The following is a 17,904-nucleotide window of genomic DNA, read 5'->3' on the forward strand; positions in this document are numbered from 1 at the left end:
ACTGGCAGATGCTTCGTTTCTCAGCATGAAAGAAATTTTTATTAATTTTTATTGACGGCCGCTTTTGGCGGCATGTACTCCCAGGGCAATTGGTCGGCCACACGTTTACGCCCCCAGAAGCCCTGTATCAGCAGAGTTTCATAGTTAGTGAAACTACCGCGGCTGTCTACCCGGGCATCGGTTTTAAAAATAGAACCGTTGTTATCCAGATCGCTTACCCTATCCTGGCTCGCGTGGGTCGGGTCGGGTTTGGAGGCCTTCTTTTTATCATACAAAATATAAAAACGATAACTATATTTAAAGGTGATCAGATCCTTTTCAGCCCTGTCAATGATCTGCTCAGGAGTGATGGGGATCGATTCGATATACATCGGAAAGGTAGCATTCAATATCTTATAAAGCAAAAAGCCCTCCTGTCGTGTGGTACCTGCATACAACGAACGCAGGTAATGCATTAACGAACCCTCATAAGCTTCAAGCCTTTTCTTCTCCCATTTTTGCTGTTGCTCGGTTGTTCCGTTCATTTGCTCAAAGCTGTAATCGCCGTCATACAAGGTTATATTTCTGGCAGCCTCATATGAAAATGTTTTGAGCAGATATTTGATACGATAGCCAAGGGCACCATTTTCAATGACCAGGAAATCGGGCGTGGTAGCTTTCAAGACACCCCTGGCGGTGGAAAACTCCAGCAATTCCGGGTTCAATATCTTGCAATATTTGACGTTGGAAGACTCGCCCATAAAAGCATCGGTAAAGGTTTTAATATATTTTTTGCGCTGCGATTTATCGCCGATATTAACCTCATTAAGCATGATCTCCTTTGGCGCTAAACTCAACATCACTGTTTCAGGGGCATCTTTTAAGATCACATTTCGCTTTGCCGGGGCATAACCCAGCATATTAACCACCAACTGGTAAGTACCGGGTGCCAGGTTAACAAATTTAAAATAGCCTTCAGTATCAGTAGCCACAGCTTTTTCAGAACCTGCAATAAACACGGTTGCCGCCTGCAGCAGCTCGCCCTTGTTGTTTTTTACAGTGCCACTAATGGTGTAAGTTGCTTGGGCATATATATTTACGTGGATTAATATAAATGCGAATAAGGCAACGATATTTTTCATAAAAGCAGATTGATGTTTATTCTGGTTTATATTCAAACGGTAATAGATTGGCGACGCCGAATACTCCCCAATAACCGAAATCTAAATAAGTGTCGCGGCCGGTTATACTACCCCGACTGTCGACTTCAGCTTTAAGTTTAAAAAGTGTATACCTTTGAGGCAGACCAATCCCCATAATATATTTTTTGGGTTCTTTGTTACTTATTACATCCAATTGTGCAGCCTTTTCTTTATTCTGAACCACAAGTACCATCGGCTTAATATTTACACTAATAGAATTACTGTCCTTACGTGTCACAAATTGTTGCGGGTCAGAAGGGTTGCGTTCTAAAATTAAGGCGTCGTCTGTTGTTGATCTATATACTAAAAAGCCTTCTTTACGTGTAGTACCTGCATACAATGCTCTTAAAAAGTGCATTGCCGAACCTTCATAGGCTGTTTTTCTGTTTTTGTTCCATATTCGCTGTTGTTTGGCAGTCCCCACCAAAGGTTCAAATGTATAATCACCATCAAAAAAGTAAAATCCGTTTGGCTTGCAAAAGAAGCTTTTTAGAAGATATTTTACGCGGTATCCTAAAATTTCATTTTCAATGATCAGAAAATCATCGGTTGTCGCCGTTAGCGTAGTATCTGTATGACTAAAATTAATCAATCCGGGGTTAACTATCCTACATAATTGAGGGTCGCGCATGTAGCCCAGAAAAAATCTGGTAAATCTTTTGAGATCTTTTGGTAGTTGTTTTTTTGCACCGACAACAACCTCGTTCAAAGCATTTTTTTTACCAGTGATTATAATATTGAGCGTTTCTGAACGACTCTTTATAGTAACACTCTGCTTATGAGAATTATAACCCATCATATTAACAACCAGCTGATAGTTGCCGGGCAACAGATTTCTAAAAACAAAATTCCCTTGTTCGTCGGTAGCGGTAATGTTTTGAGTGCCCGCGATAAACACGGTAGCCGACTGAATTTTTGCGCCGGTAGCCTCAATAACCGTACCGCCAATGGTATAAGTGGCTTGCGCAAAAGCGCCGAACTGAAAGAAAAAAAGAATGAGGCTAAATAAATACTTCATTGATAAGATAGGTGTCGGTCACTAATTCCGAATGAAGATAAAAAATATTAAACGCAAGTCAAGCCCTAAGTTGGTAAAAGGCTGATGATTTAGCCCTTAATTTGCCCCATATTTAAAGCGTTCTTAACCATGATGAGAATACTGTTCAATCCGTTAGCCTTTATCTCATAAACGCTGGACAGCATCATACCCATTTTGCCCGGCGGAAAACCCTTGTTTTTCAGCCACTCCAGATAATATACCGGCAGATCGCTTATCAGCGTGCCTTTATATTTACCAAAAGGCATGCGTGTACGTACAATATCGACAAGAATCTTTGAGTCGGGTTTGATAAGCTCCATTGCGGATAAAGATAAACATTGATTTCTCTAAACCTAAACCGGCTATAACAAAACACTCGCTGCCTTCGGCTGTTTATATCAACATGGAACAACAATTTAAAGCAAGCTTAACAGGCACAGAGGGGCCGGTTACCGGGATGATCAGACCAACCACGTTTGGTGGTTATGAAAAAGCTTACCAGTTCGACTCGATAGACGATACACTTCACCTCATCATTGCACTTGATCAGGATGGTACCTGGCAAAAAGTAGCAGGTACAGAGCCCTATCTTTTTGGCTGGGTAGATGAAATGGTAGAACAAATACCGAAATTGCACGCTTAATTTTTAAGCTACCGTATGGAAAAAAGAGCATTAGGAAAATCAGGCATCAACGTTAGTCCATTTTGTTTTGGTGGCAATGTTTTTGGATGGACTGTTGATGAAAAACAGTCATTCGGGATACTGGATGCCTATGTAGATTCAGGACTGGAATTCATCGATACGGCAGACGTTTATTCCAAATGGAAACCGGGCAACAAAGGCGGCGAGTCTGAAACAATCATCGGTAACTGGTTAAAACAATCTGGCAAACGCGACAGGGTGATCATCGCAACAAAAGTTGGAAAACCTATGGGCGAGAATAAAAAAGGATTGTCAAAAGCCTACATCACCCAGGCTGTCGAAGATTCGCTAACGCGATTAAAAACCGATTACATCGACTTATATCAATCGCACGAAGACGACCCTAACATATCCTTAGAAGAAACGTTGTCAACCTTTACCGACCTGATCAAACAAGGAAAGGTTCGCGCTATCGGGGCATCAAACTTTAGCGCTGCACGATTACAGGAAGCTTTAAAAGTAAGCCAAGCGAATGGTTTTGCCCGTTATGAAACCTTACAGCCTGAGTATAATCTTTATGATCGTCAAGAATATGAAAACGAGTACGAGTCGATATGTTTAAATAATAATCTTGGCGTGATCACCTTCTACTCGCTTGCCAGCGGGTTCTTATCCGGTAAATACCGTTCAGAGGCCGACTTGTCAAAAAGTGCCCGCGGCGGCGGAGTTAAAAAGTATCTGAATGACCGTGGCTTCAAGATACTCGATGCGTTGGAGCAGGTTGCCTCAAAATACCAAACGACGCCAGCTGCTGTTGCCATTGCCTGGGTTATTGCGCATAAAGGCATAACTGCTCCTATTGCCAGTGCTACATCATTAAAGCAATTGGAAGATATCACTGCGGCTGTACGTTTAAACTTGGATCAGGCGGCAACAGATTTGTTGACGGAGGCGAGTAGGTATTGATTTCCCCACGTCATCCGGTACTTAGACAAAAAAAGCCACCCAAAGGTGGCTTTTTCATTAATATATGATGGAGAAATAATTGTTAATATTTGCCAAATCCACGTTGTCCACCTTGATTGTGGTTATCGACAAAGCGATCGCCCCGTTGATTATTATTTCGACTGTGGTTGTCGTTTCTGTTATCATTACCTCTGTTACTGTTATCATTCCCTCTATTACTGTTCCGGTTATTCCAGTTACGGTTATCGGCATGTTCAACGCCACGAGGCTGATTATATGGTCTTACAAAACGAGGCTCTTCGGCTCGGTTATTGTTGCGATTGCTAAAATCCCTGTGGTCGTTATACCGGTTATCAGACCTATCGTTATAACGTTTCCAGTCGTAAGCGCGGCCATTGTAACGTTCGCGGTAAACACCGGCATTTAAGAACGGGCGACGTGCACGTACTTCATAGTGGCGGGCATTTCTCCAGTCGTAGCTACGATATTCACCAGGCAGGTATGCGGCCGGAACCCAGTTGACACCGTCGTTGTAATAGTAAACCTTTTCAGGTACACTATAGTAAGCATCCACATCGGGGAGGTAATAATAGTCGTCTGCATTGCTGTAAGCTACCGCTACATTCGGGGTGGCTAATGAAGCTTCCACCATTGGGCGATGACCACCTAAGTTTAACCCTATTTGTAATATTTGTGCATTTGCGCTGGTGTAAAGTAAACCGCTTAATGCTATTGCTGATACTAAAGCTATCTTTTTCATTTTATTAAATTTTATACCATTAGGACGATAGAAACTCATCAAGGTTTAATCCGCATCTATTTATTAAATTTGAATACAAACAAATAGTAAGAATTTTATTTTGAAATAAACATCTAATTCAATATATAATTTCGCCTTAACAAAAACTCAGGTGTTGTAAAACCTTAGCTACTATTTTATTTGGTTTCGGGCATAAAATTTATTGTACTAAATTTGACAAACAACCATACAGATTATGAAAAGCAAGAAAATACTATCACTGCTACTGCCGCTGGCGGCAATTGGTGGCTTTGTAACCCTCAATGCATTAAAAAACGATCCGAAACCTGCTGGTGCCGGCCTTACCCTACCTGCCGGTTTTAGTGCTACCATAATAGCCGATGATTTGGGTAGTGCACGCCATCTGGTGGTAACTCCGCAGCATGACATCTATATACATATGGCAAGCACCCGTAAAAGCAAAGGCATCCTTGTTTTGCACGAAGAGAATGATAAGGCCACTGTTAAAACCAGTTTCGGCGATTATGGCGGTACCGGCATTGCCATTAAAGACGGCTACCTTTATGCTTCTTCTAAAAATTCTGTTTTCCGCTATAAGCTTGATGCTAATAACCAGGTTACCGACCCAAATAGACCCGAAACCATTGTACGCGGATTGGTAGATATAAACCACCATCAACCTAAAGCACTTACCTTAGATAATGATGGCAATGTGTATGTAAACATTGGTGCTCCAAGCAACATTTGTGAGGAGTACGATAAAAAACATACAGGTTGTCCCATCCTTGATTCAACAGCAGGCATCTGGCAATTTAGGGCCGACAAACCAAATCAAACCTACAGCAAAGAAGCGCACTACGCCTGGGGTTTACGAAACGTAGTCGGCATGGCCTGGAACCAACAAGACAATCAGCTATTTGTAATGCAGCACGGCCGCGATGCCTTGCATGACCTTTACCCTAAGCTATATACCGCACAACAGTCTGCCGAGCTACCGGCCGAGTGTATGTTTGCTTTAAAGAAGGGCGACAATGCGGGCTGGCCTTATGTATACTATGACTGGCAAAAACATAAAAATATGATGGGCCCTGAATATGGCGGCGATGGAGAAAAAGCCGCCGACCCAAAATATATCAACCCGGTTGCAGCGTATCCCGGCCACTTTGCACCCGATGGTTTATTATTTTACACCGGCGACCAGTTCCCTGCGCGCTATAAGAACGGAGCTTTCATAGCCTTTCATGGCTCATGGAACCGTGCACCACTGCCACAAAACGGTTATTTTGTAGTTTTCCAACCGTTTAAAAACGGCAAGCCCGACGGCAAATGGGAAGTATTTGCAGATGGATTTGCGGGTACTGCCGAGCAGAAAGCATCGGGCGCAGCCCAACACCGGCCATGCGGCCTGGCTCAAGGCCCCGACGGTTCTGTTTATGTTACTGATGATAACAAAGGCACCATTTACAAAATCAGCTATAAAAAGTAACAGCGTAAGCCGCATAACAAAACAGCCGCTTTGCCCAAATGCAAAGCGGCTGTTTTGTTATGCGGCAATGGCCGTGTTCTGTTTCACCACTTCAATCACAAAGTTGTTTTTAAGTTCCTTTTCGGCTACTACCATAGCAAAATCTTCATAGCGTACGCCATTGTCAATGGGATATATAGTATAGCCTCTTTTATTTGCATCGTACTCGCCGAGCTCGAAAATTTCATCTTGCTGTTTGCCTTTGATCTTTGCACCACAAACCAGTTGGTACGCATCAAATATATTCTGGAAATTGTTGTTTTTCATAAGTACTTAGCCCTTTGCAATAAGTTTGCCAAAAATGTGGGGGCCACCTCAATATCGTCCTGAACTCGTTTCAGGATCCCATCAGGAGGGCTTATTGCAAAACCTGGTACATGAATGCCGAAACAAGTTCGGGTTGACAGTCGGTCAAGAAAACACCAATGAACTCATGAACAAGTGAACTAACCAACCAGCTTACCCGAACCACTCAAACAGATCGGTCTGCTTCAGTTTCTTTTTATGTTCGAAGTCAATATCTTTCAATATCTGCCCCTGGCCCATTTGGATAACGCGGGTTCCGTAATTGTAGGCATCCTTAAGGTTATGGGTGATTAGAATTGTGGTCAGCCTGAACTCAGTGGTGAGTTTATCTGCGATGTTAATGACAATTTCGGCCGATTTGGGATCGAGCGCTGCGGTGGGTTCGTCGAGCAGCAGGATCTTACATTCGTCCATCACACTCATCAGCAATGTCAAGGCCTGGCGTTGTCCGCCTGATAAAGTGCCAATAGGCTGCTCTATTTTATTTTCGAGGCCCATGCCAAGCATGGCTATCTTTTCTTTCACATTGCGCCTAAAAGCCTCGGTGACACCAATGTTTAGTCCTTTAGTTTTGGTGCGGATGGCTGCCAACCGGAAATTATCCAGAATACTTAATTCGGACGCTGTACCGCTCATGGGGTTCTGGAAAACACGGGCAATCCATTTGCTGCGCCGATAGTCGGCCAGTTTGGTCACATCATGGCCGTCAATGTTAATGGTACCTGCCGAGGGAATAATGCTGCCTGATATCAAATTAAGCAGCGTACTTTTACCCGAGCCGTTTGATCCCAAGATAACGACAAACTCTCCGCTGTTAATGTTCAGATCAATGCCGTTAACTGCATTTACCTGGTTGGCTTTGCCGCGGTTAAAGGTTTTCTGGAGATTGGTGATCTGGATCATGGCGTAGCCATAAAATGTCATTGCGAGCGTAGCGTGGCAATCGCGAACTTTGCAGCGTGCGATTGCCACGTCGTTTCACTCCTCGCAATGACAAGTGAGTGTTAAATACTTACTTTATCCTTAATATACTTTGCACTTTGCGCTATGCTCACATAAGGATCGATATTGATATAGTTTTCCTGCTCAACAATAAAGTGTTTTACGCCGCCTTGTTTAGCTTTTGCCAATATCTTCACAAAATCAATGGTACCACTACCAATTTCGGTATTCAGGTTGTTGTGGGTTTTGTCCATATCCTTAATGTGTACAAACTCATAACGACCGGGATGCTTGGCGAATAATTCCAACGGATCTTTACCTGAGCGCACTACCCAGTAGATATCCATTTCCATAGTCACTACTTTAGGGTCGGTATTATCAATAATGGTATCATAAAAAGTTGTACCATCTACGGGTCTCCACTCAAAATTATGATTATGGTAGCCTAATTTTAATCCTTCTTTTTTGCAAATTTCGCCGGCTTTGTTCAACTGATCAGCAACTTTTTTAAACTCATCAACCGTTTTGATGAACTCGCCGTTTATTGATGGTACGATAATGTGACTTTGACCGGTAGCATGAGCAGCCTCGATATAGCTTTCCAGGTTTTCTGTTTTACCCGAGCCAAAAAACTGGTTCATATCGTAGTGGCCGCTTGGTGTGCTCAGTCCGTTAGTTTTCAACAGGTCGTTGAATGCTTTTGGGTCCAGCCCCCAAAAACCGGCCCTTTTGCTGTAGCCAAAAGGCTCAACTTCTTTATATCCGGCTTCAGCAACTTTAGCTATAACGCCTTTTACATCTTTTGGTAATTGGTCGCGCAGGCTGTATAGTTGCAGGCCCACATTTTTAACAGGCTTTGCCGAAAGTAATTTTGGCGCGATGATACCCGCTGCTGATAGCAGGCCTGCCTGTGCTAAGAACGCTCTTCTTGTTGTCATTTGTAATGTTTGTAATTAGTTTGGCTAAAATTAGCAATATCTGCTGATGATTTATCTTACAGACACAAAAAAAGCGATGAGTTTAAAACCCATCGCTTAATATTTTAATTGAATATCGGCTTATACCTGCACAGCAGCAGCTGATTTTTTGGCTCTGCCTTTCATGTAAATATTGAGGCCAATAAAGGCTACTACCAACACACAAGGTATAATCAAAGTAGTATGTAATATTTGCTGACCGGCAAAAGCGCCATTGCCATGAGCTTCGGCAACAACTCTATCATAGTATGAACCCATAAACATGGTGTAAATAGATACGGCAAACATACCTGCGCCACCCATTAGGTTTAACCCCAATGCACCGGTTTCAGGCATATTGGTATTTACAAAGCCCAACATGGTTGGCCAAAAGAAACACACACCCATACCGAAAATGATAGCCGCAAAGAACACTGCATTACCAGTCAGTGTACCCAACAGGTAAATACCTATAGCACCTAAAATTGCTGATATCAGCAATAGGGCTTGAGGACTGATTTTCTTTAATACAGGTTTAGCAAACCCACGTCCAATAACCATTACACCTGTATCTAAGGTCAGGATTAAGAGTGCATTATCGGTAACGTTTTTCAGCAAGACGTCTATCCATTGGCCGGTGAATAGCTCGGTAATAGCAGTACCGAACATACAGATGAACATAAAGATGAAAAGCGGGTTTAATATCGCTTTGTACATATCGCCGGTGCTAACACCAGATGCAACACGCTCTGTAACCGGAAAATCCAGTCTTGAGAACAGGTAGCCGTAGATCAAGGTAGGGATTAACATAACACCCACCTGAACTTGCCAGCCCAGGCCAATTTTATTGAATAATAATACAATTAATGTACCGATCACGATACCGCCAGGGAACCATAAGTGGAAGTGATTCAGCTTAGTAGTTTTATTATCAGTATACAGCGACGTAACCAGCGGGTTACAAGCTGCTTCAACCGTACCATTAGCTAAACCCACCAGTAAAGTTGAAATATAAAGTGTCCAGAAACCTTGAGCAAAAATGGTTAACAGGATACCGGCCAAATGGAACAAAAAGGCTAGTACTAACAGGCGTTTCATGCCAATGACATCAACAATAAAACCGCCGAAAACTACTGCCAGTGGGAAACCCCAGAACGCCGTCGCGGTGATAGAACCCAGTTGTGCTTTGTCCAGTTGGAAGTCAACGCCCAGCTTGTTTAATATACCGGCGCGGATACCAAATGATAATGAGGTAACTAACAGCGACAAGCAGCTTGCCCTGAATAGTTGTTCACGATTAATTTGCATTATGTTTTTGTTTAAGTTTATAATTGGTTTGGTTAAATATAGTATTTGGTTAATTAAGTTGAAGGCGTGAGTGGTTTATTTTTATCAACACAAGGTATTAACAAAACTTAACCAATAACCTATTCACCATCAGTCGATACCCAGTAATTTTCGGTTAAACGCTTCATCTGATCCTGATGATGCAAAATCGTCAAAGGTTTTTTCGGTTACGCGGATGATATGATCTTTGATGAATACAGCGCCTTCTTTGGCTCCGTCTTCCGGATGTTTCAGGGCGCACTCCCACTCCATTACGGCCCATCCCGGGAAGTCGTACTGCGCCATTTTACTAAATACGGATTTGAAATCTACCTGACCATCACCCAATGAACGGAAACGTCCCGCCCGCTCAACCCAGTTCTTGTAGCCGCCATAAACCCCCTGACGACCGGTTGGATTAAACTCGGCATCCTTAACGTGGAAAGCCTTGATACGCTCGTGGTAAATATCAATATACTCTAAATAATCTAAACACTGTAAAACAAAGTGCGACGGATCATACAGTAAATTAGCCCGTTTGTGATTATTTACTTCTTTCAGGAACATTTCGTAGCTGATACCATCATGCAGGTCCTCGCCGGGGTGAATCTCATAACAAACATCAACACCATTCTCATCGAAAGTATCCAGTATGGGCAACCAGCGTTTGGCCAATTCTTTAAAACCGGTTTCGACAACACCTGCAGGGCGCTGAGGCCACGGATATACCATCGGCCACAACAAAGCACCGCTAAAGGTAGCGTGCGCATTTAAACCCAGGTTTTGCGACGCCTTTGCAGCATATTTTAACTGCTGTACGGCCCACTCCTGGCGTGCTTTCGGGTTTTTATGTACCTCGGCCGGGGCAAAAGCATCAAAAAGCTCGTCATAAGCCGGGTTAACGGCAACCAGTTGGCCTTGCAGGTGGGTTGATAATTCGGTGATTTCCAGCCCGTGGCTGTTAACCAGGCCTTTTATCTCATCGGCATAAGTTTTACTTTCTGCTGCTTTTTGTAAGTCAAAATAACTGGTTGCCCAACTTGGGATCTGTATACCTTTAAAGCCTAAGCCTGCCGACCATTGACAGATCGCATCCAAAGTATTAAACGGCGCTGTGTCGCCTAAAAACTGCGCTAAAAATATAGCGGGGCCTTTAATTGTTTTCATAATATTATACGTTGAATTTAGTCCACTTTACGTCCGATTTGCCAGACTCAATTACATTTTCAATGAAAGCCATACCTCTCACGCCATCTGCAATACCAGGGTAATCCTGGGCTTCAGGGCCTGGCTGTGTACCTTCCATCTGCGCTTTAACACAAAGTGCAAAGTTGTGATACAGGTTAGCGAAAGCTTCCAGATAACCTTCGGGGTGGCCGCCCGGTGTGCGGCTGTTATGCGCTGCGTATGAGCTTAAATAACCCGATCCTGCACGCCATATCTCCCATGGTTTATTAATGGGTTTAACAATTAATGTATTGGCATCCCATTGCTGCCACTCCAGGCTGCCGGTTTCGCCATACACTCTTATCTTGATATTATTTTCTTCGCCTGCGGCTATCTGGGTAGCAGTTAAAACTGCACTGGCCCCGTTGTTTAATTTGATCAATACCCCGCCGTCGTCATCCAGTTTACGACCTTCAACAACAATATTAATATCGGCGCAAAGTTGGGTAACCTCCAAGCCTGTAACATATTCCATCAGGTTGAAAGCGTGGGTACCAATATCGCCCATAGCTCCGGCTATGCCGCTTTTACCGGGGTCTGTGCGCCATGAGGCCTGCTTGTTGTCTTCACTTTCTAAAGGTGTAGCTAACCAGCCTTGTGGATACTCTACATACACTTTACGCACTTTACCAATCTTGCCGGCTTTGATTAATTGTTTAGCTTCTTTTACCATTGGGTAGCCGGTATAAGTATGAGTCAGACAAAATAGTTTTCCGCTTGATCTTACTACCTTTTCCAGCTCTTTGGCTTCGGCTAATGAAAAGGTCATTGGCTTATCCAGCACGACGTGAAAACCGTTTTCTAAAGCCATTTTGGTTGGCCCAAAGTGCATGTGGTTTGGTGTTACGATGCTGATCACCTGTACACGCTGATCTTCTGGCAATTGTTTTTCTTTTTCGATCAGTTCTTCGTACGAAGCATATGATCTTTCGGGCGATAAACCAAGCGCAAGCCCGCTGGCTTTTGATTTTTCGGCGTTGCTGCTAAATGCGCCGCATACCAGTTCATAATCGCCGTCAATACGGGCTGCTATACGGTGTACGGCACCGATGAACGCACCTTGCCCGCCGCCTATCATTCCTAATCTTAATTTCATTGTAATCTGTTGGTATATTAATTTGTTACCCACCGGATAAATGCCCGCTGCTTAACAAATTGGTTATTAGTTTATAGTGTTTAATCTATTGGTCTTGTATTAATGGTTGCCGTTATAAACAGCAGCACATAGGGCCGCTTATCACAGGTTTACCAAACATAATAACTTTATCGGTAAAAATCCTAATGCTATAAAGATATTACGCAATCGATTGTATTTTCATAAAAGCTACCTCCTATAAAACCAAATAGGCCGTTGCCAAACTGTTTAAACTAAATTGGCCCGGCATTTATGTGCCGGGCCAATTAGTTGGTTGTAAAGTAGCTGTTAAACCGCCTTCGGCAGCAAATCTTTTTCTAATGCTTCAAAAGCGATAACCCCTTCATGCAGACTGGTAGTTTTACTTGCCTTGTGTGGCTCATAATAATCGGCATAAAACTCTGCTTTGTTATCGCGATATGAACTCACGCCACCTATAAAGCTCATAAATTTAATGTAATACCAGGCGCCGTCTACCTGCCAGGGTTTAAAACCCGAGCGTGCACTATTTGGATACAAATGGTGATTATTGTGCCATTCGCCGGCAACTATGCCCGGCCACACCTGGTTCACAGACATATCCTCGCGGTTAAAGTCAATACCGTCCCGGCGCTTATCTTCGCCTTTACCATGGCCTTCATAGTTAAAAGTACGCACGCCTACGGCCCAAAAACCTGCAGCACCAAATATCGCACAGCCCAGCCCGAAACCACCGATCAGGTAACAAGTTAAAAACCAAAATCCCCAGTTTAAAGCTACGCCGGTTAAGGCATAAAACGGATTGGCCAATGTACCCCATTTTTGATACTGTGTATAGGTATTTGTTTTAACGCCGGTGTGCTGCATTAACCTCACGCATCTGTTGTAATCTTTTTCATTTAAGTCGCGGGCTATAGGCTGATGATTTACATCTGCCAGAAAACAATACAGGAAACCGCCCGAGGCGTTGTATGGGTCGCCGGGCTTATCAGAGAGTGCATGGTGAACGTGATGCGAAACCGCGTAAATCTCTTCCGGGATAATTTTCAATGTCAGGTTTTGCGTTATAAAACGCCAAAAGCCATTGCTGAATTTGTAGGCGCCATGGGTACAATACCTGTGATGCCAGATAGTACCATGAGTACCCATAATAATCATACTATATACAAAAGCTACGATGAGAAGCTTTATAGAGAAGTATTTAAAAATGAAAATAAGCAGTGTTGGCGCAAGCACCACAATCATCATCCAGCTCATAAAAGAGAGCCAGTTTTTTTTGTCTTTAAATACGTTTAATCGTGAAAAAAATTCGTTGAAGAGTTGTTTTTTAGTGGGCTTTGCCAGATCACCATTTTTGTCCGTCCATCCGTAAGCAGGTGGTTCCAGCACATTGTTTAAAAATGCCATTTAAAATTTTGAAGATATTAATTAATCAGGTTTGTAATTTCAGTGTAATATATAACAAAAACCCGGTTCTGAACTTTTATTTAATACAAATACACATATAAATTACTAACGTTAATTTTTAGTTAAAATTACACGTTCACCAATTAATAATTCTTTACAGTCTGCAATTCCATCGGGTACTGTAATATGATCCACCTCTTTCTTATAGTTTTGTTTAATTTCTTTACGTCGCTTGGCTTCGATAAAACGGCGCACCTGGTTCCCGTTTTCAAGGATCAGGCCTGGTATCTGGGCCGGCTTGTTATCATCGTCCTTAGCCACCATAGTAAAGTAGCTGGTGTTGGTATGTTTGATAACATTGGTCTTTACATTTTCAGATATCACCCGGATGCCTACTACTAATGAAGTATTACCTACATAATTAACGGATGCCATCAGCGATACCAACTCGCCTACCTCTACCGGCTGTAAAAAATCTACCGTATCAATAGAAGCAGTTACGCAATAGTTTCCGGCGTGTTTGGCAGCACAGACGTAGGCCACCTTATCCATCAACGAAAGCAGGATCCCTCCATGTATCTTTCCGCCAAAATTTGAGTACGATGGGATCATTAATTCGGTAATCGTAGTTTCAGAAAAACTCACGGGTTTAAAAGCTGAGGTATCAATCATGTTTTTTAATTATACTGCAATATAAAACATTTACTTGCGCGCATATTTCTTAAAATATAAATTGCCTTAAATTTATAAACCGTGAAGAACCTCTTAACCTTAATACTCTGCTTTTTCTGTTTACATACCTGCCTTGCACAAACCGTCCAAAAGAAAAACTATATCATTGACGATGTATACGAACGTTATAAAGCTGGCATTGACAGCAACGATGTAGAAATCAGGAATGGGAGCTACACAGCTTATAATGGCAAAAAAACTATTGCCAATGGCCAGTACAAAAATGGCAAACGAGTAGGCATTTGGTATTTTTACAACCGCGAGGGTAAAGAGATGCAGCAATATGATTATGACAATAGCAAGTTGCTTTTTGAGGCCCCCGAAACAGATCATGTAAATTTCCGCTACCGGGTAGATTATGTTATAACCGGCAAGGACAAGGTTACTCCACCTATTAAACTCGGCGGGCGGTTTTTTGGCTATTTAGCCTACCTGAAGCTGATGCGAAAAATCCACGACCTGCGCGGCCTTAATCCCAACGATTATGTAGTTATTTTGAAAATATTAGTTAGTCCTATGGGCCGCATGGCCGACTGTACAGTTGAGCTTTTATCCAGGTCCACCGGTCAATCGGCAACTTATATGGTCAATACTGATGAATTGCCCGAAAGCGACAAGATTTTTATACCGGCAAGCTTTAACGGCGAACCGGTTTCATCGCGTGTTGAGGTGCTTTGCCAACCAGATGACGATGGCGAAATAAATATTGCAGGGATCAAATGAAACTGTACACCCATGTGTCGTTTCGGCCCAGGGTAGAAATCAACACACAGGCTGACAAAGCGCGTAATAGATCTCTCCCACTGTCAGGATTGGCACATAATAACAAAGCCCCTGCAAATGGCAGGGGCTTGATTTATCAAGATGATTATTTCTTAGTGGTGATGATGGCCGTCCGGACCATGTGCATGGCCGTGTGCCAGTTCTTCGGCTGTTGCCGGACGAACGTTAATGATCTTGCCTTTAAAGTGCAAAGGCTGCCCCGCCATTGGGTGGTTCAGGTCAACAATCACTGAATCCTCAGCAACTGAAACCACCTGACCCTGAAAATGGTTGCCCTGGTTATCCTGCAATGGCAATATTGCACCTACCTGCGGCAAATCTTCACCCTGGAACATGTCAATAGGCAGGTTAGCTACTGCTTCTTCATCGTGTTCGCCGTATGCATCTTCGGCGGTTAATTTAAAGTCATAAGTATCATTGGTTGACAGTGTGCTCAGGTTTTCTTCAAACTTCGGCAGCATCTGGCCCACGCCAAACAAAAAGGTTAATGGTTGTTCTTCTGTGGCGCTTTCTACCAAAGATTCAGTGCCATCGGCCTGGTCAACGTACAGATCATAAGTAAGCGACACTACATGTTGTGGTTCAATTTTCATTTTTCGGATTTATTTGTCAGTAATTGCACCCATGAGTGCTTTGTTTATTTATTTCTTAAGGTTTCAGGCCTCAATTTGTTTTAAGGCATCAGCAATAGTCGCGGCAGGTAATCCGCAAGTTTTATCCTTGCATACAAATATTTGCGTTTTGCCGGTAAACTTATCGCGTAACAAAGGTAAACTTCCTTTTGTACCGCCCAAGATAATTTTATTCGGGATATAATTTTTTTCCATTTCGATGCGTAGCACCTCTGAATTATCTCCAACTATTGCCACCTCAGCTGTACCGAAAACCTCATCGAGTAACAGCATGCACCAGTTTGAGTAAGCCGAGCCATATTTAGCCATATGCGGCATAATATTGCGCAGTTGCTGTCCGGCAATTTCAGTATAGTGTTGATTATCAAATAACAACCCCAGCTTATGCAGGTTGCGCGCCATTACAGAGTTTGATGACGGAATGACGCCGTCCATGATCTCAGATTTACGGGCAATTAACAGTTCGTCATCATCCGCGGTAAAATAAAACATACCGCTCACATCGTCGAAATAATGATCAATAGCGTTGTCTGCCAGTTGCACAGCATGACCGAGCCATTGCTCGTCAAAAGTCACTTCGTACAAAGCAATAAAGGCATCAATAACATTGGCATAATCATCCAGAAAAGCCTCTTTGCCGCCCTGCTCCAGATTAGCCGGATCTTTATAAACCCGGATGATCCGCCCCCGGTTCAACAGGTTGTCGACGATAAATCCGGCATTCTTTAAGGCCAGATCAAGATATTTTTGCTCATTAAAGGCTCGATACGCATCGCACAAACCTTTTAACATCAACCCATTCCATGAAGCCAGGATCTTGTTATCCAGTCCCGGCGGTGTACGCCTGGTACGTGCCTCAAATAATTTTTTGCGGGATGCCGTAACGCTCTCCAACATTTCATCGACAGAAATTCCGATAGCCTCGGCCAGATCATTATCATGCCCTCGTTTAAACAAAATATTAGTTTGCTCCTCTTCCCAGTTGCCTTCGTCGGTAATGTGGTAGTAGATACAAAACAATTCAGCTTCAATGCCCAGAACCTTTTGTATTTCTTCTTTGTCGAAGGTATAGAACTTACCCTCCACGCCTTCGCTGTCCGCATCCAGGGCCGAATAAAATCCGCCCTCGGGCGATAACAGTTCACGAGCCGCAAACCCAATAATTTCATCCACTATTTGCTTATACAAGGCACTCGGTTGCCAGGTGTAAGCCTCGGCATAAAGGCTAGCTAGCTGCCCATTGTCATACAGCATCTTTTCAAAGTGCGGCACATGCCAAAGGCCGTCAACAGCATATCGTGCAAAGCCGCCACCTAAATGGTCATAGATACCGCCCTCGGCCATTTTTTGTAAGGTAAGTTTAGCTAAGCCGCCAATTTCCTCATCCTGCATTAAATGCGCATACCTGATCAGGAAGTGCCAGTTATTGGGCATCGGGAATTTGGGGGCGGTGCCCATACCACCTTCGGTCCGGTCGAAGTATTTTTTCCAATTGCCGACAATGGCCGCCACATCTTCCTTTTTATACCCCGGCTGCGACGTTACAAAAGGTATCGACTCATATTTGCGGATACCATCTGTAAGGCGTGTGGCGTATTCAAGGGCTTCTTCGGGTTTTTGCTTGTAGTAGTCTGCCAGGTTAAAAAGCAGGCTTGTCCAGTCGTTTTTTCTGAAATAGGTACCGGCATAAATAGGCCGCTGATCGGGCAGGCAGATACAATTCAAAGGCCAGCCACCACGACCGCTAATGAGTTGCACCGCGCTCATATAGATCTGGTCGACATCCGGCCGCTCCTCCCTGTCAACCTTGATGCATACAAAATACTCATTCATTACCGCCGCTACCTGTTCATCTTCAAAGCTTTCATGTTCCATCACATGGCACCAGTGGCAGGCCGAGTAGCCAATACTTACAATGATCAGCTTGTTCTCGTCCCTGGCCTTCTGCAAAGCCTCCGGCCCCCAGGGGTGCCAGTCTACCGGGTTATTGGCATGCTGCAGTAAATATGGCGATGTTGAATTGGCGAGACGATTCATGGAGTAAAGTTGCGATTATTAAAATACTTATAAAATAAATAGTTTGCCGGTTGGAAAGTTTTTACAAATGTGGGATTGAGTGCTATCTGTTATTAGATACAACAACCGCACAATCCTCCCGGATACATCATCGCGAGGCGCGAGTGTGAAGAATTGTAAGGCATAAATCCCAAAAAAATTACCTGTTCAAAAAATGACTTATAAGTCATAAAAAGTGATCCAAAGTGATCCACCAAACTGAACTAAAAATTTCAAAAAACTGATTATTAATTAGTTACAAAAATAAAGTGATCCAACTGATCCAAATTGATACACACTCGCGTGGATC

General features: G+C 43.2%; 18 protein-coding genes. 4 read left to right on the top strand and 14 right to left on the bottom strand.

Going from position 1 to position 17,904, the window contains the following annotated elements; genetic code table 11:
- Nucleotides 1-41: 41 nt before the first annotated feature.
- The 3 genes from ABD772_RS02960 to ABD772_RS02970 form a co-directional block, all read right to left on the bottom strand.
- Nucleotides 42-1,121 carry a carboxypeptidase-like regulatory domain-containing protein gene (locus ABD772_RS02960; protein WP_345100942.1) on the bottom strand — a complete coding sequence of 360 codons (1,080 nt, stop codon included), beginning with the start codon at nucleotides 1,119-1,121 and terminating at the stop codon, nucleotides 42-44.
- Between the two features lie 16 nt (nucleotides 1,122-1,137).
- On the bottom strand, nucleotides 1,138-2,199 hold the full coding sequence (locus ABD772_RS02965; protein WP_345100943.1) for a carboxypeptidase-like regulatory domain-containing protein: 1,062 nt from the start codon (nucleotides 2,197-2,199) through the stop codon (nucleotides 1,138-1,140).
- Between the two features lie 89 nt (nucleotides 2,200-2,288).
- Entirely contained in the window at nucleotides 2,289-2,540 is a 252-nt protein-coding gene (locus ABD772_RS02970; RefSeq protein ID WP_345100944.1) for a DUF3820 family protein, read from the bottom strand.
- A gap of 83 nt (nucleotides 2,541-2,623) precedes the next feature.
- Between ABD772_RS02970 and ABD772_RS02975 the strand changes: the two genes are divergently transcribed.
- Complete coding sequence (locus ABD772_RS02975) at nucleotides 2,624-2,863, top strand: hypothetical protein (protein ID WP_345100945.1); 240 nt, start codon at nucleotides 2,624-2,626, stop codon at nucleotides 2,861-2,863.
- A gap of 15 nt (nucleotides 2,864-2,878) precedes the next feature.
- Entirely contained in the window at nucleotides 2,879-3,829 is a 951-nt protein-coding gene (locus tag ABD772_RS02980; RefSeq protein ID WP_345100946.1) for an aldo/keto reductase, read from the top strand.
- Nucleotides 3,830-3,911: 82 nt separating this feature from the next.
- On the opposite strand, the gene ABD772_RS02985 is transcribed toward ABD772_RS02980, so the two are convergent.
- A complete protein-coding gene (locus ABD772_RS02985; RefSeq protein WP_345100947.1) occupies nucleotides 3,912-4,589 on the bottom strand; it encodes a hypothetical protein in 678 nt (225 codons plus the stop codon).
- Nucleotides 4,590-4,824: 235 nt separating this feature from the next.
- Here ABD772_RS02985 and ABD772_RS02990 point away from each other — a divergent pair, with 235 nt between their 5' ends.
- Nucleotides 4,825-6,075: a PQQ-dependent sugar dehydrogenase gene (locus ABD772_RS02990; protein WP_345100948.1), complete on the top strand. Its 1,251-nt coding sequence runs from the start codon at nucleotides 4,825-4,827 to the stop codon at nucleotides 6,073-6,075.
- Nucleotides 6,076-6,132: 57 nt separating this feature from the next.
- Here ABD772_RS02990 and ABD772_RS02995 read toward each other — a convergent pair whose 3' ends face one another.
- From ABD772_RS02995 to ABD772_RS03030, 8 genes are all read right to left on the bottom strand, one after another.
- Nucleotides 6,133-6,381 carry a hypothetical protein gene (locus tag ABD772_RS02995; protein ID WP_345100949.1) on the bottom strand — a complete coding sequence of 83 codons (249 nt, stop codon included), beginning with the start codon at nucleotides 6,379-6,381 and terminating at the stop codon, nucleotides 6,133-6,135.
- Nucleotides 6,382-6,573: 192 nt separating this feature from the next.
- Nucleotides 6,574-7,392, bottom strand: a complete 819-nt coding sequence (locus ABD772_RS03000; protein WP_345100951.1) for an ABC transporter ATP-binding protein — start codon at nucleotides 7,390-7,392, stop codon at nucleotides 6,574-6,576.
- A 32-nt stretch (nucleotides 7,393-7,424) separates the two neighbouring features.
- Nucleotides 7,425-8,300 (bottom strand): sugar phosphate isomerase/epimerase family protein, encoded by an 876-nt coding sequence (locus tag ABD772_RS03005; protein WP_345100952.1) that lies wholly within the window; start codon nucleotides 8,298-8,300, stop codon nucleotides 7,425-7,427.
- 120 nt (nucleotides 8,301-8,420) lie between these two features.
- Nucleotides 8,421-9,626: an MFS transporter gene (locus ABD772_RS03010; RefSeq protein WP_345100953.1), complete on the bottom strand. Its 1,206-nt coding sequence runs from the start codon at nucleotides 9,624-9,626 to the stop codon at nucleotides 8,421-8,423.
- Nucleotides 9,627-9,755: 129 nt separating this feature from the next.
- Nucleotides 9,756-10,811, bottom strand: coding sequence for a sugar phosphate isomerase/epimerase family protein (locus tag ABD772_RS03015; RefSeq protein WP_345100954.1), 1,056 nt, complete (start codon nucleotides 10,809-10,811; stop codon nucleotides 9,756-9,758).
- 4 nt (nucleotides 10,812-10,815) lie between these two features.
- A complete protein-coding gene (locus ABD772_RS03020) occupies nucleotides 10,816-11,973 on the bottom strand; it encodes a Gfo/Idh/MocA family protein (RefSeq protein WP_345101196.1) in 1,158 nt (385 codons plus the stop codon).
- 321 nt (nucleotides 11,974-12,294) lie between these two features.
- On the bottom strand, nucleotides 12,295-13,392 hold the full coding sequence (locus tag ABD772_RS03025) for a fatty acid desaturase (protein WP_345100955.1): 1,098 nt from the start codon (nucleotides 13,390-13,392) through the stop codon (nucleotides 12,295-12,297).
- A 111-nt stretch (nucleotides 13,393-13,503) separates the two neighbouring features.
- Nucleotides 13,504-14,064 carry an acyl-CoA thioesterase gene (locus ABD772_RS03030; RefSeq protein ID WP_345100956.1) on the bottom strand — a complete coding sequence of 187 codons (561 nt, stop codon included), beginning with the start codon at nucleotides 14,062-14,064 and terminating at the stop codon, nucleotides 13,504-13,506.
- An 81-nt stretch (nucleotides 14,065-14,145) separates the two neighbouring features.
- Between ABD772_RS03030 and ABD772_RS03035 the strand changes: the two genes are divergently transcribed.
- Nucleotides 14,146-14,847 (top strand): toxin-antitoxin system YwqK family antitoxin, encoded by a 702-nt coding sequence (locus ABD772_RS03035; RefSeq protein WP_345100957.1) that lies wholly within the window; start codon nucleotides 14,146-14,148, stop codon nucleotides 14,845-14,847.
- A 152-nt stretch (nucleotides 14,848-14,999) separates the two neighbouring features.
- Here the strand turns inward: ABD772_RS03035 and ABD772_RS03040 are convergent, their stop codons facing one another.
- Complete coding sequence (locus tag ABD772_RS03040; protein ID WP_345100958.1) at nucleotides 15,000-15,500, bottom strand: FKBP-type peptidyl-prolyl cis-trans isomerase; 501 nt, start codon at nucleotides 15,498-15,500, stop codon at nucleotides 15,000-15,002.
- A gap of 63 nt (nucleotides 15,501-15,563) precedes the next feature.
- A complete protein-coding gene (locus ABD772_RS03045; RefSeq protein WP_345100959.1) occupies nucleotides 15,564-17,576 on the bottom strand; it encodes a thioredoxin domain-containing protein in 2,013 nt (670 codons plus the stop codon).
- Between the last annotated feature and the right edge of the window lie 328 nt (nucleotides 17,577-17,904).

The organism is Mucilaginibacter panaciglaebae (assembly GCF_039539265.1).
GTDB classification, from domain to species: Bacteria; Bacteroidota; Bacteroidia; order Sphingobacteriales; family Sphingobacteriaceae; genus Mucilaginibacter; species Mucilaginibacter panaciglaebae.